The organism is Mycobacteroides sp. H003 (assembly GCF_001440135.1).
In the GTDB taxonomy this organism is placed as follows: domain Bacteria; phylum Actinomycetota; class Actinomycetes; order Mycobacteriales; family Mycobacteriaceae; genus Mycobacterium; species Mycobacterium gwanakae.
The window spans coordinates 29,900-46,681 of sequence record NZ_LJYL01000023.1; the positions used below are offsets into that span (position 1 = coordinate 29,900).

Consider the following 16,782-nt stretch of genomic DNA (forward strand, 5'->3'; position numbering starts at 1 on the left):
GAGGATTCAGCGAACGCGCGTCCGCTGAACTTCACAAATCGGTTCAGACGAGTGTGATCCAGTAATCCCAGAATCGCTCGAGGATCGCCAGGATCACCGCGGCGAACCAGAACGCCACCAGCGACCATCGCCACTGATGCAGAATTCTGGCCCAGCGCTGAGATCCCAAGGGCCGCAAGGCAATCGAAGTACTCACGACAAACAGCGGAATCGTCACCGACCAGACCACCATGCAGTACGGGCACAGCGCGCCGATCCGGTACAGGCTCTGGAATATCAACCAGTGGACGAAGATCGCCCCGAGGAACGTGCCGATGGCCAGACCGCCCCAGTACCAGCGCGGTAGCTCCACCTTGGCGACCGACAGGACTCCCGTCACCAGCACCACCGTGAACGCCACGATGCCGATGAGCGAGTTGGGGAAGCCGAAGGCCGAGGCCTGTTCGGTCGTCATCACCGAACCACAGGAAATGATCGGATTCAGGCTGCAGGACGGGACGTACGTCGGATCGATGAGGATCTCGATCTTCTCAACGGTCAGCGCCAGCGCGGCGGCCAGTCCGGCCACCCCGGCGACGAGGACGTACCAGGCGGTCGCGGGACGAAGGGTCACGGCAGGCCCGGAACGGGTCCGGTGATGTCCGTGACGGCCTTGATCAGGTCAGCGGGGGTCGTGCCCTTCCCGATTTCCCAGTCCTTGCCGTTGATCCGAATGGTGGGGGTGGCCTGGATGTTGAGCTTCGGGCCCAGCTCCTTGACCATGTTGATGTACTTCTTGTCCTTGATGCACTTGGAGACCGAGTCCGACGCACCCACGCTCTTGGCGAGGTCGGTCAGCCACTTGTCGTCGTGCCAGGTCTTGGCGTTGACCTCATCGGGCTGATTGTTCGGGTCATAGAGCGCTGAGTGGAACTTGAGGAACAACTCCGGGGACTGGTCGGCCACGCAGTAGGCCGCCGCCGACGCCCGCGACGAGTAGTCGCGCTTGAGCCGGGGCACGTCCAGGATCCCGACCATGTCGAAGTCCGCGCGCACCGCACCGGTGTCGATGAGCTTCTTGACGGTAGGCCCGAACTCCTGCTCGAACATGGCGCAGGCCGGGCAGATCGGATCCTCGATCAGAGTCAGGACCACCTTGGGCTCGGTGGTTCCCTCCTTGGTGACGAGCTTGGCGGGGCCGGGGGTGACCACCTCGACTGCCTTCACCTCACCCGCGGGCGGAGCGGGCGGACCCGGGTCCTTCTTGTTCTTGACGACGATGAAACCGACCAGCCCCGCGGCGAACAGCACGACGATCGCCGTGAGTGCGATTTGAATCAGCTGGCTTCGGCGCTGCTCCGCCTTCTTGAGGTCGTAGCTAGGAGGTTGCTTCGGTTTGGCCACGCGAACAGCCTACCGGGCAGAATTAGCGAGACAGGTGTGCGCGCAAGGCCGACGTCAGCTCGTCCACCGCAGCCGCAGGCGCGCCGCGCAGCCGGGCCATGTTGTAGAAACCGTGTATCAGCGAACCCTGTACCCGCAGGTCCACCGGCACTCCGGCGGCCCGAAGCTTCGCCGCGTACTCGTTGCCCTCATCGCGCAATGGGTCGAAGCCCGCCGTCGTGATGAGCGCCGGGGGCAGTCCGGAAAGGTCCGCGGCCAGAATCGGTGACACTTGGGGGTCGGTCTTCTCGACGTCGGACCCGTCCAGATAGTGACCTTCGAACATGTCCATGGCCGCCTTGGTGAGGAAGAAGCCCTCGGCGAAGAGATCACGTGATGGCCTGCGCACGGTGAAGTCGACGGCTGGATAGATCAGGAATTGCAGCAGCGGCAGTTGCGCCCCAGTGTCGCGTGCCTGTTGCGAAACGACGGCGGCCAGGTTGCCGCCGGCGCTGTCGCCGCCCACCGCAACCCTGTCCGGGGTGGCACCGAGTTCATCGGCATGTTCGACAGCCCACAGATAGGCCGCCAGGCAGTCCTGGGCCGCCGCGGGTGCCGGATGTTCGGGAGCCAGCCGATAGTCCACTGACAGCACCGAGACGCCCGCGTCGCGACAGGTCTGCCGGCACGCCTGGTCGTGTGTCTCCAGGTCGCCGATCACCCAGCCGCCGCCGTGGAAGAACACCAGCACCGCACCCGTGTCCTCGACGACCGGCCGGTAATGCCGGACCGGGATAGGCCCGGCCGGGCCCGGAATGGAGAAGTTGCGCACCTGCCCGACGGGGGTACTGAAGGACAGCAGCGCCGACTGCTTGCGAATGTTGGCGCGACTGTCTTCGACGTCCTCACCCTTGGTGATCTCCCCCTCTCCCAGCAGCGCCATGCCGCGCAGCAGCAGCTGGGTCGACGGGTCGAGAATGTTGCCGTCGATGATCACCTGGCGGCCTGCTGCCGCCCTTCGAACGGGGATCGGGATATGCGGTGTCGCGGCGGTGCTGACACGCAGGGCGAGGTCACGTAACAGGCTCACGACGTAACCGTAGCGAGTGCTCCTAGGCTGCCGGTATGGATATCGGCATTGCCCTGCCCTTTATGTGCCGGGAGTACACCCGTGAGTCGACGATCACCTGGGCGCGCCTCGCCGACGAGGGGCCGTTCTCCACGATTTCCTCGGGTGAACGAATCTCGTATCACAACCAAGACATGTGGGTGACACTCGCGGCCGCGGCGGCGGTCACCGAGCGAATCCGGATACTCGCGAATGTGTCTGTGCTGCCGGCACATCCGGTGCCGCTGGTCGCCAAACAGGCGGCGACGCTGGATGTATTGTCCGCGGGCAGGTTCACCTTGGGGGTAGGGGTCGGTGGCCGAGAACACGACTACCGCTCGCTGGACGCATCCTTTGACCGACGCCACCAGCGCCTCGATGACCAGGTGGCCGAGCTGCGGCGGCTGTGGCGGGGCGAGCCCCCGTTCGAGGGTGCCGACCCGGTGGGACCGGCACCTGTTCAACCCGGTGGTCCGCCCATCGTTGCCGCCGCGATCGGCCCGAAATCATTGGCCCGCGCGGCACAATGGGCCGACGGCATCACCGGGTTCAGTGTCTCCGGCTCGCCGGCAGAGCTTGCTTACTCGGCAGGGGCGGCGCGGGCGGCATGGCAGGAAGCCGGACACGCCGAACCGCCGCCGCTCTCGAGCGGGTGCTTCTACACGCTGGGCATCCCCGACGCCGAGTCCGAACTCAAGCAGTTCACCAGCGACTACCTTGCGATCTTCGGACCTCAGATAGCCGAGAACGTCCCGAAGACGTTGACCAACTTCGATGCCGACGCGCTGCACCGGACCCTCGATGGAGCCGAGGAGGCCGGGCTCGATGAATTCATCCTCGTACCAGGGGCGTCCGATATCGCGGTGATCGAGGCGACGATCGAACTCATCGAGAAGCGCTAGCCAACTTCGGCGTCGAGGCGATCTGCCGGGCTAGAGGCGCGAAAGTTACTCGGGGAGCGTGTGATCCAGATGTCATCCGAGGAACTCGTCCGCGAGGAAATGACCTCGTATCAGCGGTTGCGGCTCCACTAAGACCGCCATACGTGAGACATTAATGTATCATTTGAGTCGATAATGACGCAGTGCGGGCGGTTTGCGTCCGCTGAAGGAGTAGTGGTGGTGTCCAGGAATATTGAACGGCGATGGGGCGCGGTTGCCGGGGTAGCGATCTTGGCCGGAGCCCTGGTCGGGTGTTCCTCACCGCAATCGCCACCGGACAGGGTGCAGATGAATTTTCAGGTGAGTACGGATTCTCAGGGCACTTACGACGTACCGCCCCACCTGCCCGACGGCAATCGCGGCGATGTGATTGCGTCGGCCAGCCAGGGAGTCGATGTGGGCTTGGGGGCGTCGAATCGGGTAACCCTTCTCTATCGCTCGGTGAACTCACGCGGGCAGGACGTTGTTGTAAGTGGAGTTTTGCTAATACCACAGGGAGAAGCACCCGACGGAGGCTGGCCGCTGATTTCCTGGGCGCACGGAACAGTGGGTATCGCGGACCGCTGCGCCCCCTCCCACTCGCCGACAATGGGTGGCGAATTTAACGGGGAGTACGTGAAGTCACTATTGAATGCGGGCTACGCGGTCGCGGCCACCGACTATATCGGTTTAGGCACCCCTGGAGATCACACGTACATGGGTGCCATCGACCAAGGTAATGCGGTGGCCGATATCGTCCCGGCCGTCCGCCAAATTAACCCCCAGTTATCCGAGAATTGGTTCGTCATCGGACATTCGCAAGGTGGGGCGGCAGCACTGTCTGCCACACGTGCAGGCGCCAAGGGCCAGCGCCCCAGCGGTCTTAAGGCCGTCATCGCGATCGGTCCAGGCAACTCGGCGGAGAGTGCGCTTCAGGCGGTGATCGATGGGACGGACACTGACCCATTCGCTCCAGCCCTGGATCTCTTTGTTTTAATCGGCGCTGCCGCTGCGGATCAAAACATACATCTGGAAGAGATTTTGTCGCCACAAGGACAGAAAATCGTGGACGAGGTGCGAAACAATACGTGCCTGGCGGACCTGCTGAATAACACAAGAAGTCTGCCTGGAGCTGACATCTTTCTCCATGATTCTCGAACAATTGCAGAACTAAGCCAACGCCTGAGAATATATGGAAACCCGGATAACGGGCCTACCAATGGCCCTGTATTAATCATTACCGGGGACGCCGACACTATCGTCCCTACCGCTGGCACGCTAAAACTTATCGATAATCTCCGCCGGCAAGGGTCAGAGATCGACGACCTTGTCTTACCCGGACAGGGCCACATACAACCCCTCTACGATTCCTTCTGTGAACAACAACGATTCCTAGCAGCCCATAGCGGCCCACCAGCACCACAAACCTGCCCTAAACGCTAATGCAGGCCCCTCAGAAAGGTTGCGGAAGCCTCAGGGAGTGTGCACGCCCTGCAGAATTAAACTGGTAATCATGTGGGAGAAGTCGCGGCGAGCGACCCTTCCGCTCTGGATCGCCCAGGCCGCCCCGGCGACCAAGCTGAAGAAGACTTCGGTAAGCCACACCGCCGTCAAATCGGTACGGAACTGGCCGCTTTTTTGCCCTCGCACAAACAACGCAGTGATCTGACCTTCAACACCCGAAAAGCCTTCCAGAGTCTGAGGAAGGTCAAGATTCTGATACTGGGCATATATGAGAACCAGCTGGTCTGCTACCGGCTCACAGGCGCGGACCAGCCGCTCCAAGGCATCGGTCGCCGAATCCTCGGTCAAACGCGCTCCGGTCAACGCCGACTCCATATTGGTCATCGCCAGCACGGTCAGTGCTTCTATTAATGCGGCTCGGCCTACGAAATGTCGATGAAGCGTCGCGCGGCTCACCCCCACTGCCGCCGCGATCTCATCCATAGTCGCCGCGGGCTGCCTCCCCAAGAAGACAGCCGCCGCATGTAACAAGCTGTCTCGACTTACAGCCATCGGCCCTCCCGATTGCTCCGCGACTAGCGGTATCGCATATGCGACATAATCATCTCATATTCGACAGAGTTGACCTGGTGCGCTGACGCTGGACCAGACCGAACGGCAACAGAGCCGCAGTATCACTGACTTGACGAATTCATCCTGATGCCGGGGGCATCCGATATCGCCGTGATCGAGGCGACGATCGAACTCATCGAGAAGCGCTAGCCGACTCCGCCGTCGAGGCGATCTGCCGGGCTGCGAAGTCGGCAGCCTGGTTGGTCATCCCGTTGTCTCCGTACGAACCGTGGGCGGCGTTGTCGCTGCCATCCGCGGAGCAGATCGGGTCCTCGGGGACGCACATGTCGACCGTTTTGTCCGCGTACAGGTGCCCGATGTTGATCGGCGGAGCCGTGTTGTCGATGCGCTGCAGGAATCCCGTGGAGGGCTTACCAAACAGCGCTACCGCCGCGACGTGGTCGGCGACCTCGGGCGGCATCGGCCCGGTGATCCCCTCCGGCAATTCGAACCCCGGGGGCACCGCGTCGGCCGTGGTGTAGGCGACAACCGCTGCACCCTGCGAGAATCCGCCCATCACGATCTTGGTGTTGGGGCACCGCGCGGCAACATCTTTGACCCGGTTGCTGGCGTCGATCACACCGTCGGCCGCAGTCGCAAAGGCCAGGGACGCCGGGTACTCGACGGGATAGACCTCCACCGACTTGCCCTTGGTCCGTGCGCGCAGCGCGGACACGAATGCCTCGCCGGTTCCACCGACACCCGGCGGCTCAAAAGTGCCTCGTGCGAACACGATCTCGACGTCGGGACACGCAGCAGCTGCCGCAGACGGCATACCGACGGGCGAACCAATCAGGGCGCACATGACCACAATGGCAAGTAACCAGCCCCACCGAACTCTCTTCATTAACGACCACCACCTGTTCGGGCTTCAGTCCCTGTCTACCACAGATTCAACGGTTGTGGACAGGTCTGCGCCGCCTCACGGATGGCCTTGGCCGAACGCTCATCGAGCGAAAGATGGTATCCACGAACTACTTCCGCGAATTGCATGGAGTACTGGCACCAGAATGCTTTGTTTGGCGGCATCCAGCTCGCGGGCGGCTGATCTCCCTTGTCCTTGTTCGCCTGGCCCTGCACGGCGATGAGATTGGCCGGGTCATTGGCAAAACGCCAACGCATGGAGGGTTGCCACTCACGTGCACCCATGTCCCATGCATACGCCAAGGGAACAATGTGATCGATCTGGACGGCTTCACCGCTCTTCGGGCCACGGGCGAAGCCCACCATTGCTCCCGTGTACGGATCGTGCAGCATCCCAGCCCCCACTGCATTGGGGCATCTGCTGGTGTACACGAAGCTCTTGTCGGCCAGGTCGCGGTTCAGGATGTCGTTGCGCGTGTCGCAGCCGTTGTGACCGCCCGGAGCATCGGTGTCATCGGACCACGCTTCGCCGAACTCAAGGCGCTGATAGTCCTTGCCGCGCACCCTCTTGGGCACCACCGTTACCCCGGCCAGTGGATCGACACCCGGAGCCAGAGTCGGGATATTCGATTGCCCGGCAACAGCATTGGCACGCTGCAGCCGATACCGGGCCGATACCTGATACGCCACCACCACTGCGATCGCCGCCGCGATGGCGACGACGAGAATGGTGCGATTCCTCACGACTTGTCCAGGTACTCGATCTGGTCGGCGATCAGGAAGCGCCGCGCCATACCCGCCAGTGCCGGTTGGCTCGTCAGTTCGGGATCCTCGGCGCACGCCCGCACCGCCATATCCCGGGCGGTCTCGATCATGTCGCGATGATCCATCAGCGAAAGCAACCGCAGATTCACCGCGCGGCCAGACTGGTCACGCCCCAGCACATCGCCCTCGCGGCGCTCCTCCAGGTCGAGTTCGGCCAGGGTGAATCCATCGAGAGTGTCCTGTACCGCGCGTAGCCGCCGTCCTGCCGAACCCGCTGGGCTGCAGGGGCTTACCAAGAGGCACAGGCCCTTGTTGCCGCCGCGGCCCACACGGCCGCGCAACTGGTGCAGCTGGCTGATACCGAACCGATCCGCATCCATGATCAGCATCACGGTGGCATTGGGGACGTCCACACCGACCTCGATCACGGTGGTACAGACCAGAACATCGATCTCGCCCGCGTTGAATGCCGTCATGACGGCGTCCTTCTGCTCCGACGGGAGCCGGCCGTGCAGCAGCCCGATGCGCAGCCCCGGAAGCAGCGAGCCACGAATGGTCTCGTACAACTCCGTGACGGGTACGGGCGGTGGGCGTTTCTCCTCGGCCTCGTCGGGACCACTGTCCTTGTCATCGGCATCGATCCGGGAGGCCACCACGTAGGCCTGCCGTCCGGCAGCCACTTCCTCGGCGATCCGTTCCCAGCCGCGCGCCAGCCAGCCCGGCTTCTCGCGGGTGAACACCGCGGTGGTGGTGATTGGCTGGCGCCCGCGCGGCAGCTCCCGCAGTGTCGAAGTCTCCAGATCGCCGAACACGGTAAGCGCCACCGTGCGCGGAATCGGGGTGGCGGTCATCACCAGCAGGTGCGGCACAATGCCCTCGGGAGCCTTGGCTCGCAATCGATCCCGCTGCTCAACACCAAACCGGTGCTGCTCGTCGACGACCACCAGACCCAGATTGCGGAAATCCACCGAGTCCTGCAACAACGCGTGGGTTCCGATGACAATGCCGGCCAGTCCGGTCGCCACGTCGGCCTTGATCTGCTTCTTGAGCGCCGGTGACATCGAACCGGTCAACAGCGCGATGCTGGTCGCGTCGTCGGGAGCCCCCAACTCGCCTGCGGTGGCCAACGATCCGAGCATCGCACGCAGCGATCGGGCGTGCTGAACCGCGAGCACCTCGGTGGGCGCCAAGAGCGCGCACTGGTACCCGGCGTCGATCGCCTGCATCATCGCGAGCAGCGCGACGACCGTCTTACCCGAGCCCACCTCACCCTGCAGCAGCCGATTCATCGGCTTGACCCCGGCGAGATCGGCACCGATCTCGGCGACAACCTGCTGTTGACCCTCGGTGAGCTCGAAAGGCAATTGGCTCAGTAGGTCATCGCGCAGCTTGCCGTCGGCGGGCGGCATCGGCGGACCCGCCGACCCGACATCACTGCCGCGCCGGATGGCCAGCGCCAGCTGCAGACCCAGCGCTTCATCGAATGCCAGACGCCTCCGCGCCTGCTTCTGTTCGGTGGCGTCCTCCGACATGTGGATCTTGCGCAGGGCTTCGTCGAGAGACATCAGGTTGTGCTCTGCCAGAACAGCGTCCGGGAGCGCCTCGGGCACCGGATCGAGCTGCGCCAGCACCTGGTCGATACAGCGGTAGATGTCCCAGCTTTCCAGATTCTTCGTCGCGGGATAGATGGGAAATACGTTGCGCTGGAATGCCGAAATGGCAGTGGACGCGTCCCGCGCGCTTCCGGCGATACCGCGTAGCGCCGTACTCCCCCGCGTCGTGGTGGTGCTCTCACCGAGCGCGGTTTCCAGCACCAGGTAGTCGGGATGAGTCAGCTGGGGTTTACCCCGGAACTCCCCGACCGCTCCGGAAAGCATCACCCGGTTGCCCACCTCAAGATCACGTTTCACCTTGTGCGGATGAAAAAAGGTGGCCTGCACGGCATGTGGGGCGCTCCCCAGCATGACCGAGAGAAACTGCCCCTTGCGGTTGCGCATGCTCTTCAGCTCTGCCGAGGTGATGAACCCCACCAACGTGGTGTGTTCACCGGGTTTGGCCCGCTCGCCGTCCTGCTCGTCGCGCAGGCTGAAATCGGTGCTGTACCGGCGCGGGTAGTGATGGAGTAGATCCTCGACTGTCAGTAGGCCGAATTCGGCCTCGAGAACATCGGATGCCTTGTGTCCCAATACATGATCGAGACGATCGGAAAGTTGCGCCATCTATACCCTGTCACTCCACGCCGATGTGCACGACATCGGTGTGTTGCCCGGTGCGATAGATCATCACCTCGACACCGCCATGGTGCGATCGGGTGTGCTCGATCAGCGCCTCGGCAAGAGATTCATCCACCTGGTCCGACAGCAGGATCGTCACCAGCTCTCCACCAGAGGACAACATGATGCTCACCAAAGCCTTTGTGGCATTGGCAACTTCATGGTTCAGAACCAGCACCTCATCGCCGATGATGCCCATCGCATCTCCCGGCTCGCAGGTTCCCGACCAGGTGAGAGCACGCTCGGTGGCCACCCGCACCAGTCCGAATCGGGTGGCCCCGGCCGCACGCGCCATGGTGTAGCTGTCGTCGACGGCCATCCGCTCAGGATCGTGCACCGCCAACGCCGCCAACCCCTGCGCCATAGAAGCCGAGGGCAACGGGATGACCGTGATCCCCCATCCACGGGCCGCGGCACAGACCGCCACCAATTCCTCGGCGGCCATCAATCCGTTGGGCAGCACCATGATCTGATGCGCGCCGCTGTCGACGACCGCGTCGAGGAGACGTTTGGCACTCGCCGGAGGTTCGTCGACGCGCAGGACCTGCGCACCCTCACTGGAGAAGAGTGTGGCCGCGCCGTCGCCCTCGGCCAGCGCCAGTACCCGGCGATGCCGGTGCCGTCCATCGTGATGTCCCCCGCCCACATCACCGCGCAGCGATGAGATCTGGATCGATTGCGGAGTGCCGAATTTCATCCCGGCCTCGATGGCGGCCCCCGCGTCATTCACGTGCGCGTGCACCGAATACCCCATGTCGCCGTCTCCGGCGATGGCGATGGAATCGCCCATCCCGTCGAGCTGCGTTCGCAGGTCTGCGATCTGCAGCTCATCACAGCCGGATAGCAGGTACATCACCTCGAACTCGGGCGGCAGTTCCCGTGGAGGGTCCAGGTTCAGTCCGCCCGAGCCACGGCCGGGCCCGGCCACCCACACCTGTGAAGCCGCGTTCTTCGGTGGTGATGGGCTGTACTCGCGGCGAGTGGGCAGTTCTCCGGCCACCACTGACACCAGGGCGTCGAGAATGACGACAAGACCGCGCGCGCCGGCATCGACCACACCGTTATCGGCGAGGATGTCGAGCTGCTTGGGCGTCTTCTCCAGGGCCGCCACCGCGGCGTCGGCGGCGGTGCTGACAAGGCCGGCGAGATCATCAGTAGGCGTGCCATCGGCAACGCGGTCCGCGGCCTCGGCGGCGGCGGCCAGGACCGACACGATGGTGCCCTCGACGGGAGTGCTCATCGAGGCGATCACGAACTGCGAGGCCTGCCGCAGCGCCCGGCGCACCACCTCGGCGCCGATGGCGTCCTGATCGGCGGCGGCATCGGCGATCCCCCGCACAATCTGCGACAGGATGACCCCCGAGTTGCCGCGGGCACCGTGGACTGCGCCCCGGGCCAGCGCCGCGGCAACCTGTGCGACCGTGGCGCCATCCCCCAGCGCCTCGGCGGCGTTCACCGCCGAACGCATGGTGAACAGCATGTTCGTGCCGGTGTCCGCATCGGCGACCGGAAACACATTCAGCCGGTTGATCTCGTCACTGCGGGTGATCAACCCCTCGACGGAGGCGCGCGCCCAATTGAGCAGCGCAGCGCTGTCCAATACCGAGAGCTGCATGTGAGAAAGCCTATCTACCGATGCTGACAGTGTCTGACGGTCTTCCCCCGAAGAGCTCATCTACGGCCATTTTGGTGTTCACGGGCCGGTCAAGCTATTCTTGCAGGGTTGTGGGCCACCCTGACTGAACAGGTCGTTGGCCGGAATCGCGAGTTTGAGGAGTTTCACTATGGCTGCCGTCTGCGACGTGTGCGGCAAGGGACCCGGCTTCGGCAAGTCGGTTTCGCACTCGCACCGGCGTACCAACCGTCGCTGGAACCCGAACATCCAGACGGTTCACGCCGTCACCTCCCCCGGTGGCAACAAGCAGCGCGTCAACGCCTGCACCTCCTGCATCAAGGCCGGCAAGGTCGTCCGCGGCGCCTGATCGCGTCCGGAACCTGCCGTGTCGTCTGATTACGTCGCCGTTCACAACGGCGTTCTGCACATCACCATCGCCACTGCGGCGGCTGGTACCTCGCTGGACTTCGCGGGAGTAGACGCTGCGGTTCCGGTCTTGCAGAATCTGCCCGCCGAGGTCGGCGCCATCCTGCTGACCAGTAGCGGACCCAATTTCTGTGCCGGCGGTAACGTGCGCGATTTCGCCGGTGCCGAAGACCGGGCGGCCAAGCTCAACGATCTAGCCGGCCGGTTGCATGCCTTCGTGCGCGCGGTAGACGCCGCCGATCGTCCGGTGGTGGCCTCCGTGCACGGGTGGGCTGCCGGTGGCGGGCTGAGCCTGGTGCTGCTGGCCGACATCGCCATCGGTGGCGAGTCGACCAAGCTGCGTGCCGCGTACCCGGGCATCGGATACTCCTCTGACGGTGGCATGTCCTGGGCGCTGCCCCGCGTCGTCGGCAAGGCCCGCGCCGCCGACATTCTGCTGACCGATCGCGTTGTCGAGGCGCCCGAGGCGCTCTCCATCGGGCTGCTGAGCCGCGTCGTCGCCGACGACGAGGTGCAGAACACTGCCGTGGCCGCCGCCGAGAAGCTGGCAGCCGGTCCTCGTGAGGCACAGAACCGCATCCGTCGTCTTCTGCGCCTGAGCGCGAACAACACCCTGGACGCACAGCTGGACCTGGAGCAGGCCAGCATCGCCGAGGCCTCGGTCAGTCCGACGGGTATCGAGGGTGTCAACGCCTTCGTGGGCAAGCGCAAGCCAGTCTGGCCCTGACCTAGCGAGCCCATCACCCCGAGCGCATACCAGGCGCATGGGTTTCTCTCCGATCGCATACGCCAGGTATGCACTCGGCGAGCCGCGTTCTCAGCCCTGCAGTTTCTTACGAATCCAGTTCACAACCCACGGGATCGCAAGCATGTCCGCGGTGATGTGCTCACCGGGCAGAGCCCAGTAGTCCACGTCGGCACCGTTGGCGCGCCAGGTATCGCGCAACGCCAGAGCTCCCTCTTCAGGGATGAACAGATCGCCGACCGCCTTACTGCGCGAGCCGTGATACAGCAGCACCGGCATCGTCGGGGTCAGGTCACCGGGCCGGTTGGCGCGGATAACGTGTTGCCCCAGTTCCGATTCGAACGGTGCCTCGATCGCCGAGAGCAGGTCCAGGTCGAATCGCAGCAGACCCGCAGCGGCCAGCGGTGGCTGCGGCAAATTCTTGGCCCGGATCGCACAGTAGAGCGCGAAATCCCCGAAGATGGTCGCCAATTCCGGGAATTCGCGAGCCTGGCCAATGGTGGCGGCGGCGAAGAGCCCCGCGCCGACGCCTCGATTCATGCTGCCGTGCAACAGCGCGTAATCGGTGGGGGTCCCTCCCGCCGCCGCGGCCGCGATGCGCAGCTCGGGTGCATAGGACGGCTGCAGCTGTGCGGCCCACACTGTGGCGATGGCCCCACCGCTGTATCCGTGCATCACGATCGGCGAATCGGCGAGATCGGGCCGTTCCGAGAGCATTCCGCGTACCGAGTCCAGTACCGCGTGCCCCGCCATCTTCCCGGCCGCATACGACATCCGGGGGCCTTCATGATCCGGAAACAGCACGGCGTAGTTCTGCGCGGACAGGAAAGGGAACATCGGCGGATTGTCCCGATACCAAAGGTGCGCCAAACGATACGACGGCGTGAACTTGAGCCCCAGGGAGTTGATCGCCTGGTTGCGTACCACCACCGGACGTGAACCGGGACCATGCCACGGGCGGTCCGGCTCGATCAATGCCGCGGTCACGGGGACGGCATTACCCGCGGTATCGGTGGAGCGCACCATGATCCGCTGCATGGTGGCCTTGCGCAACGGAAGCCGGGGCGAGACCCTATCGGCGCGAATGACCTCGCCGGGTGCCAGCAGGCTCAGATCGCCCGGGTCGCCGTAGAAGTCGTCACCGTCGATCGGTGTCGGCAGGATCGCCGAGTACGGGTCCGCCCGTTGCTCGTCGGTGAGGTTGCGCACCGCCCAGGCATTGAGCCGGTCGACCACCGCCGGAGTACGCAGCGCGGTTCCGCCGGTCGCCAGGGCCGCTGTCAGGCCACCCAAGGCGGTCAATGCACCTGTAGACCAACGCATTACGGCAGCCGCCAATCGATCGGTTGGGCACCCAATCCGGCGAGCAGCTCGTTGGCCCGGCTGAACGGTTTGGAGCCGAAGAATCCGCGCGAGGCGGACAGCGGTGAGGGATGCACCGATTCGATGGTGGGCACGCTGGCGCCCAGCATCGGCTTGAGTGTCGCCGCGTCACGCCCCCACAGAATGGCGACCAACGGCGTGTTCCGCGCGACCAGCGCCCTGATCGCACATTCGGTCACCGTCTCCCAGCCCTTGCCGCGATGGGAGGCCGGGGTGCTCGGCTGCACCGTCAGCACCCTGTTCAGCAGCATCACCCCCTGCTGTGACCATGGCGTCAGGTCGCCGTTGGCGGGCTTGGGCAGACCGAGATCGCTCTGGTACTCATCGAAGATGTTGGCCAGGCTGCGCGGCACCGGTCGCACGTCGGCGGCCACCGAGAAACTCAGACCCATCGCATGCCCGGGCGTCGGGTAGGGGTCCTGTCCGACGATGAGTACCCGGACATCGGCCAACGGATAGGTGAACGCGCGCAGCACGTTTGCCCCGGCGGGGAGGTATCCGCGGCCCGAGGAGTTCTCGTCGCGCAGGAACTCCCCCATCTTGGTCACCTGATCGGCAACGGGTCCCAGTGCATCGGCCCAGCCGGGGTCAACCAGCTCGGTGAGAGGTCGGGCGGTCACGGAGAGTCAACTTAGCCGAAAAGAATCCCACCCGGTCGCCCGAGTCCAGGGTGCGCCGTCAACCGTCATACCCGTTTGCCCCGCCGTCACCTGGCCGATAGGTATCCAGCCCGCGGGGACTTCATCGGGAAAGGTCGCGACCAGGGCATGCTCCTCGCCGCCGGTGAAGATCCACTCCCACGGGTCGGCACCGAGTAGCCCCGCGGCGCCCGCCAGCGGCACCAGATACGGCTCCATGTTCGACGAGCTCAGGTCGATGCGGACCGCGCTGGACTCCGCGATATGTCCCAGATCGGCCACCAGGCCGTCTGAGACATCCGTCATGGCCGTCGCTCCGGCCCGTGCGGCCACCGCACCCTGCCCATACGGTGGTGACGGCACCAGGTGAACCGCGCGGAGCTGCGGGAACTCGTCAATACCGTCCTGCCACAGGCGGAGTCCTGCCGCCGAGGTACCCAGCGCACCGCAGAGGGCAACCGTGTCTCCCACGGTGGCCCCGCCGCGGGTCACCGGTGCACGCCCCTGCAGGTCGCCGAGCGCGGTCACCGAGATCACCAGCTCGCGCGCAGCCACCAGATCTCCGCCCGCGACCGATGCTTGCACCCGCGCCGCTTCGGCCCAGATTCCGTCATTGAGCTGGTCGAGAAACGCGATGTCGGTTTCGGCGGGCGCACCCACCGCGACCACAAAGGCCGTGACCCGTCCCCCCATGGCCTCGATATCTGCAGCGTTCTGCGCCACCGCTTTTCGGCCAATATCCGACGGCGATGACCAGTCGAGGCGAAAATGTCTGTCCTGCACCAACATATCCGTTGACACCAGAACTCTGCTGTCCGGCGCGCGGACCACTGCGGCATCGTCGCCCGGGCCGAGCTGGACGTCGGCACCGGGCACACGACCCGCTGTGAGCCGGCTGATCACGCCGAACTCGCCGGTATCGCCCAGATTTGGCACTCGGTTAGTGTAGGCCCGTGCAATCCGAAGACGGCCCGCCCCGCAAGCTCCTCATCGGTATCGCCATTTTCGGCGCGGTCGCAGCGTTGGCTGTTCTCTTCGGCGTCCTGAAATTCGCACAGTTCCAGGACGATAAGAAACCCATGGCCATCACCAATATCCCTGCACCTCAGGCCAATTCACCACTGTGCGTGGATATGACCAAGGCATACCCGGACAACATGGCGGGCGGCTGGAAGCGGGCGCAGATCGTCGAGCCCAAACCACCCGCGGCGGCCGCGTGGCGCCGGGGCCAAGATTCGGTGGTCGCACGCTGCGGTGTGGACCGACCGGCCGAGTTCGCAGTCGGCACGTCAGTCGAGCAGATCAACGGGGTGCAATGGTTTCGGGTCACCGATGCCGCGGTCGGGATCACCACCTGGTTTGCCGTGGATCGCGGCGTCTACATCGCCGTGACCATGCCCGACGGTTCGGGTACCGAGCCATTGGTCGAGATGTCCGACGCCATCGGCAAGGCGCTGCCGGCCGTCAAACCCGATCCGCTGCCACTACCCCGCTGAATCAGCGCAGGCCAGTACCCCGCGCCAGCGCGGTGCGCACCATCGCATCCAGCAGCGCCGGATAGTCGACACCGGTGGCCGCCCACATCCGGGGGTACATCGAAATCGTGGTGAATCCGGGCATGGTGTTGATCTCGTTGATCAGCGGGCCGTCTTCGGTGAGGAAGAAGTCCACCCGGGCCAGACCCTGACAATCGATCGCCCGGAACGCCGCCACCGCGAGCTCGCGGATCTGATCGCTCACCTCGTCGTCAACCTTGGCGGGCACGTCCAATTCGGCGGTGTCATCGAGGTACTTGGTCTCGAAGTCGTAGAACCCGTCTTCGCGACCACGTACACCCTCGACCCGAATCTCACCGAGCACGCTGCCACGGATATCACCGTCGGGGAACTCCAGCACTCCGCACTCGAGTTCGCGTCCGACGATGGCGGCCTCGACGATCACCTTGGGGTCGAACTGGCGCGCATGGGCAATCGCGGCAGGCAGTTCCTCCCACGCGGTGACGCGCGAGACACCGAATGACGAGCCCGCCCGGGCAGGCTTGACGAACACCGGCAGTCCCAGATCCTCGCGCTGCTCCGCGGTCAGCGTGGCATCACGCGGACGGATCACGACGTACTTGCCGACGGGCAGCCCCTCAGCGGCCAGCAGTTTCTTGGTGAATTCCTTGTCCATACCGGCCGCGCTCGCCAGCACGCCCGCGCCCACATAGGGCACTCCGGCCAGCTCCAGCAGACCCTGAATGGTGCCGTCCTCGCCGTAGGGCCCGTGCAACACCGGGAACACCACGTCCACGGAGGCCAGCACCTGCCCCGCGGCGCTCGAATCAACGTTGACCAATTGGCCCGCGCGACGCGGATCGGTGGCGAGCAACAGCTCGGTACCGGAGGCGTCGGTGACCTGCGGCAGCGTGCGGTCGCTGATCGCCAGCTGCGCCGGGTCGCCATCGGTCAGCACCCAGCCACCCTCTGGGGTAACACCGACCGCCACCACCTCGTACGCATCCTGGTCGAGGTTGCGCAGAACGCTGCCGGCGGACACGCAGGAAATCGCGTGCTCACTACTACGTCCGCCGAACACGAGCGCGACCTTGATCCGGGAGTCGTTCAC

Annotated in this window: 17 protein-coding genes; 5 read left to right on the forward strand and 12 right to left on the reverse strand. The window is 64.6% G+C overall.

What is annotated here, in order from left to right:
- Positions 1-43: 43 nt before the first annotated feature.
- The 3 genes from AOT87_RS16400 to AOT87_RS16410 are packed head-to-tail and all read right to left on the reverse strand — an operon-like array spanning position 44 to position 2,452.
- Positions 44-613, reverse strand: a complete 570-nt coding sequence (locus AOT87_RS16400; protein ID WP_057967656.1) for a vitamin K epoxide reductase family protein — start codon at positions 611-613, stop codon at positions 44-46.
- Entirely contained in the window at positions 610-1,383 is a 774-nt protein-coding gene (locus AOT87_RS16405) for a thioredoxin domain-containing protein (RefSeq protein ID WP_057967657.1), read from the reverse strand. The genes AOT87_RS16400 and AOT87_RS16405 overlap by 4 nt, the downstream gene beginning before the upstream one ends.
- Positions 1,384-1,405: 22 nt before the next feature.
- Entirely contained in the window at positions 1,406-2,452 is a 1,047-nt protein-coding gene (locus tag AOT87_RS16410) for an alpha/beta hydrolase (RefSeq protein WP_057967658.1), read from the reverse strand.
- A gap of 35 nt (positions 2,453-2,487) precedes the next feature.
- Between AOT87_RS16410 and AOT87_RS16415 the strand changes: the two genes are divergently transcribed.
- Positions 2,488-3,372 carry an LLM class flavin-dependent oxidoreductase gene (locus tag AOT87_RS16415; protein ID WP_057967659.1) on the forward strand — a complete coding sequence of 295 codons (885 nt, stop codon included), beginning with the start codon at positions 2,488-2,490 and terminating at the stop codon, positions 3,370-3,372.
- A gap of 327 nt (positions 3,373-3,699) precedes the next feature.
- Positions 3,700-4,833 (forward strand): alpha/beta hydrolase, encoded by a 1,134-nt coding sequence (locus AOT87_RS16420; protein WP_057967660.1) that lies wholly within the window; start codon positions 3,700-3,702, stop codon positions 4,831-4,833.
- Positions 4,834-4,863: 30 nt separating this feature from the next.
- On the opposite strand, the gene AOT87_RS16425 is transcribed toward AOT87_RS16420, so the two are convergent.
- The 5 genes from AOT87_RS16425 to AOT87_RS16445 form a co-directional block, all read right to left on the reverse strand.
- Positions 4,864-5,406, reverse strand: a complete 543-nt coding sequence (locus AOT87_RS16425; protein ID WP_057967661.1) for a TetR/AcrR family transcriptional regulator — start codon at positions 5,404-5,406, stop codon at positions 4,864-4,866.
- 193 nt (positions 5,407-5,599) lie between these two features.
- A complete protein-coding gene (locus AOT87_RS16430) occupies positions 5,600-6,313 on the reverse strand; it encodes a cutinase family protein (RefSeq protein WP_057967662.1) in 714 nt (237 codons plus the stop codon).
- Between the two features lie 35 nt (positions 6,314-6,348).
- Entirely contained in the window at positions 6,349-7,074 is a 726-nt protein-coding gene (locus AOT87_RS16435) for an HNH endonuclease family protein (RefSeq protein WP_057967663.1), read from the reverse strand.
- Positions 7,071-9,314: an ATP-dependent DNA helicase RecG gene (gene recG / locus AOT87_RS16440; protein WP_057967664.1), complete on the reverse strand. Its 2,244-nt coding sequence runs from the start codon at positions 9,312-9,314 to the stop codon at positions 7,071-7,073. Before recG ends, AOT87_RS16435 begins: the two co-directional genes overlap by 4 nt.
- A 10-nt stretch (positions 9,315-9,324) precedes the next feature.
- Positions 9,325-10,983, reverse strand: a complete 1,659-nt coding sequence (locus tag AOT87_RS16445) for a DAK2 domain-containing protein (RefSeq protein WP_057967665.1) — start codon at positions 10,981-10,983, stop codon at positions 9,325-9,327.
- Positions 10,984-11,152: 169 nt separating this feature from the next.
- Between AOT87_RS16445 and rpmB the strand changes: the two genes are divergently transcribed.
- Both rpmB and AOT87_RS16455 read left to right on the forward strand, forming a co-directional pair.
- Positions 11,153-11,350, forward strand: a complete 198-nt coding sequence (gene rpmB, locus AOT87_RS16450; protein WP_005056915.1) for a 50S ribosomal protein L28 — start codon at positions 11,153-11,155, stop codon at positions 11,348-11,350.
- An 18-nt stretch (positions 11,351-11,368) separates the two neighbouring features.
- The gene (locus tag AOT87_RS16455) at positions 11,369-12,136 is read left to right on the forward strand and encodes an enoyl-CoA hydratase-related protein (RefSeq protein ID WP_057967666.1); all 768 of its coding nucleotides are present in this window, start codon (positions 11,369-11,371) and stop codon (positions 12,134-12,136) included.
- 90 nt (positions 12,137-12,226) lie between these two features.
- On the opposite strand, the gene AOT87_RS16460 is transcribed toward AOT87_RS16455, so the two are convergent.
- Genes AOT87_RS16460 through AOT87_RS16470 form a run of 3 tightly spaced genes read right to left on the reverse strand, consistent with a single transcriptional unit; the run spans position 12,227 to position 15,111 of the window.
- Positions 12,227-13,477 (reverse strand): lipase family protein, encoded by a 1,251-nt coding sequence (locus AOT87_RS16460; protein ID WP_057967667.1) that lies wholly within the window; start codon positions 13,475-13,477, stop codon positions 12,227-12,229.
- Positions 13,477-14,157: a uracil-DNA glycosylase gene (locus AOT87_RS16465; protein WP_030094086.1), complete on the reverse strand. Its 681-nt coding sequence runs from the start codon at positions 14,155-14,157 to the stop codon at positions 13,477-13,479. Before AOT87_RS16465 ends, AOT87_RS16460 begins: the two co-directional genes overlap by 1 nt.
- Before the next feature lie 6 nt (positions 14,158-14,163).
- Complete coding sequence (locus tag AOT87_RS16470) at positions 14,164-15,111, reverse strand: thiamine-phosphate kinase (protein ID WP_057967668.1); 948 nt, start codon at positions 15,109-15,111, stop codon at positions 14,164-14,166.
- A gap of 17 nt (positions 15,112-15,128) precedes the next feature.
- Between AOT87_RS16470 and AOT87_RS16475 the strand changes: the two genes are divergently transcribed.
- Positions 15,129-15,671 (forward strand): DUF3515 domain-containing protein, encoded by a 543-nt coding sequence (locus AOT87_RS16475; protein WP_057967669.1) that lies wholly within the window; start codon positions 15,129-15,131, stop codon positions 15,669-15,671.
- Between the two features lies 1 nt (position 15,672).
- Here AOT87_RS16475 and AOT87_RS16480 read toward each other — a convergent pair whose 3' ends face one another.
- Positions 15,673-16,782: a D-alanine--D-alanine ligase family protein gene (locus AOT87_RS16480; protein ID WP_057963696.1), complete on the reverse strand. Its 1,110-nt coding sequence runs from the start codon at positions 16,780-16,782 to the stop codon at positions 15,673-15,675.

Coding starts and splice junctions, on each gene's coding strand:
- AOT87_RS16425 (WP_057967661.1), bottom strand. CDS start 5,406: ATGGCTGTAAGTCGAGACAGCTTGTTACATGCGGCGGCTGTCTTCTTG.
- AOT87_RS16460 (WP_057967667.1), bottom strand. CDS start 13,477: ATGCGTTGGTCTACAGGTGCATTGACCGCCTTGGGTGGCCTGACAGCG.
- rpmB (WP_005056915.1), top strand. CDS start 11,153: ATGGCTGCCGTCTGCGACGTGTGCGGCAAGGGACCCGGCTTCGGCAAG.
- AOT87_RS16430 (WP_057967662.1), bottom strand. CDS start 6,313: ATGAAGAGAGTTCGGTGGGGCTGGTTACTTGCCATTGTGGTCATGTGC.
- recG (WP_057967664.1), bottom strand. CDS start 9,314: ATGGCGCAACTTTCCGATCGTCTCGATCATGTATTGGGACACAAGGCA.
- AOT87_RS16445 (WP_057967665.1), bottom strand. CDS start 10,983: ATGCAGCTCTCGGTATTGGACAGCGCTGCGCTGCTCAATTGGGCGCGC.
- AOT87_RS16420 (WP_057967660.1), top strand. CDS start 3,700: ATGAATTTTCAGGTGAGTACGGATTCTCAGGGCACTTACGACGTACCG.
- AOT87_RS16415 (WP_057967659.1), top strand. CDS start 2,488: ATGGATATCGGCATTGCCCTGCCCTTTATGTGCCGGGAGTACACCCGT.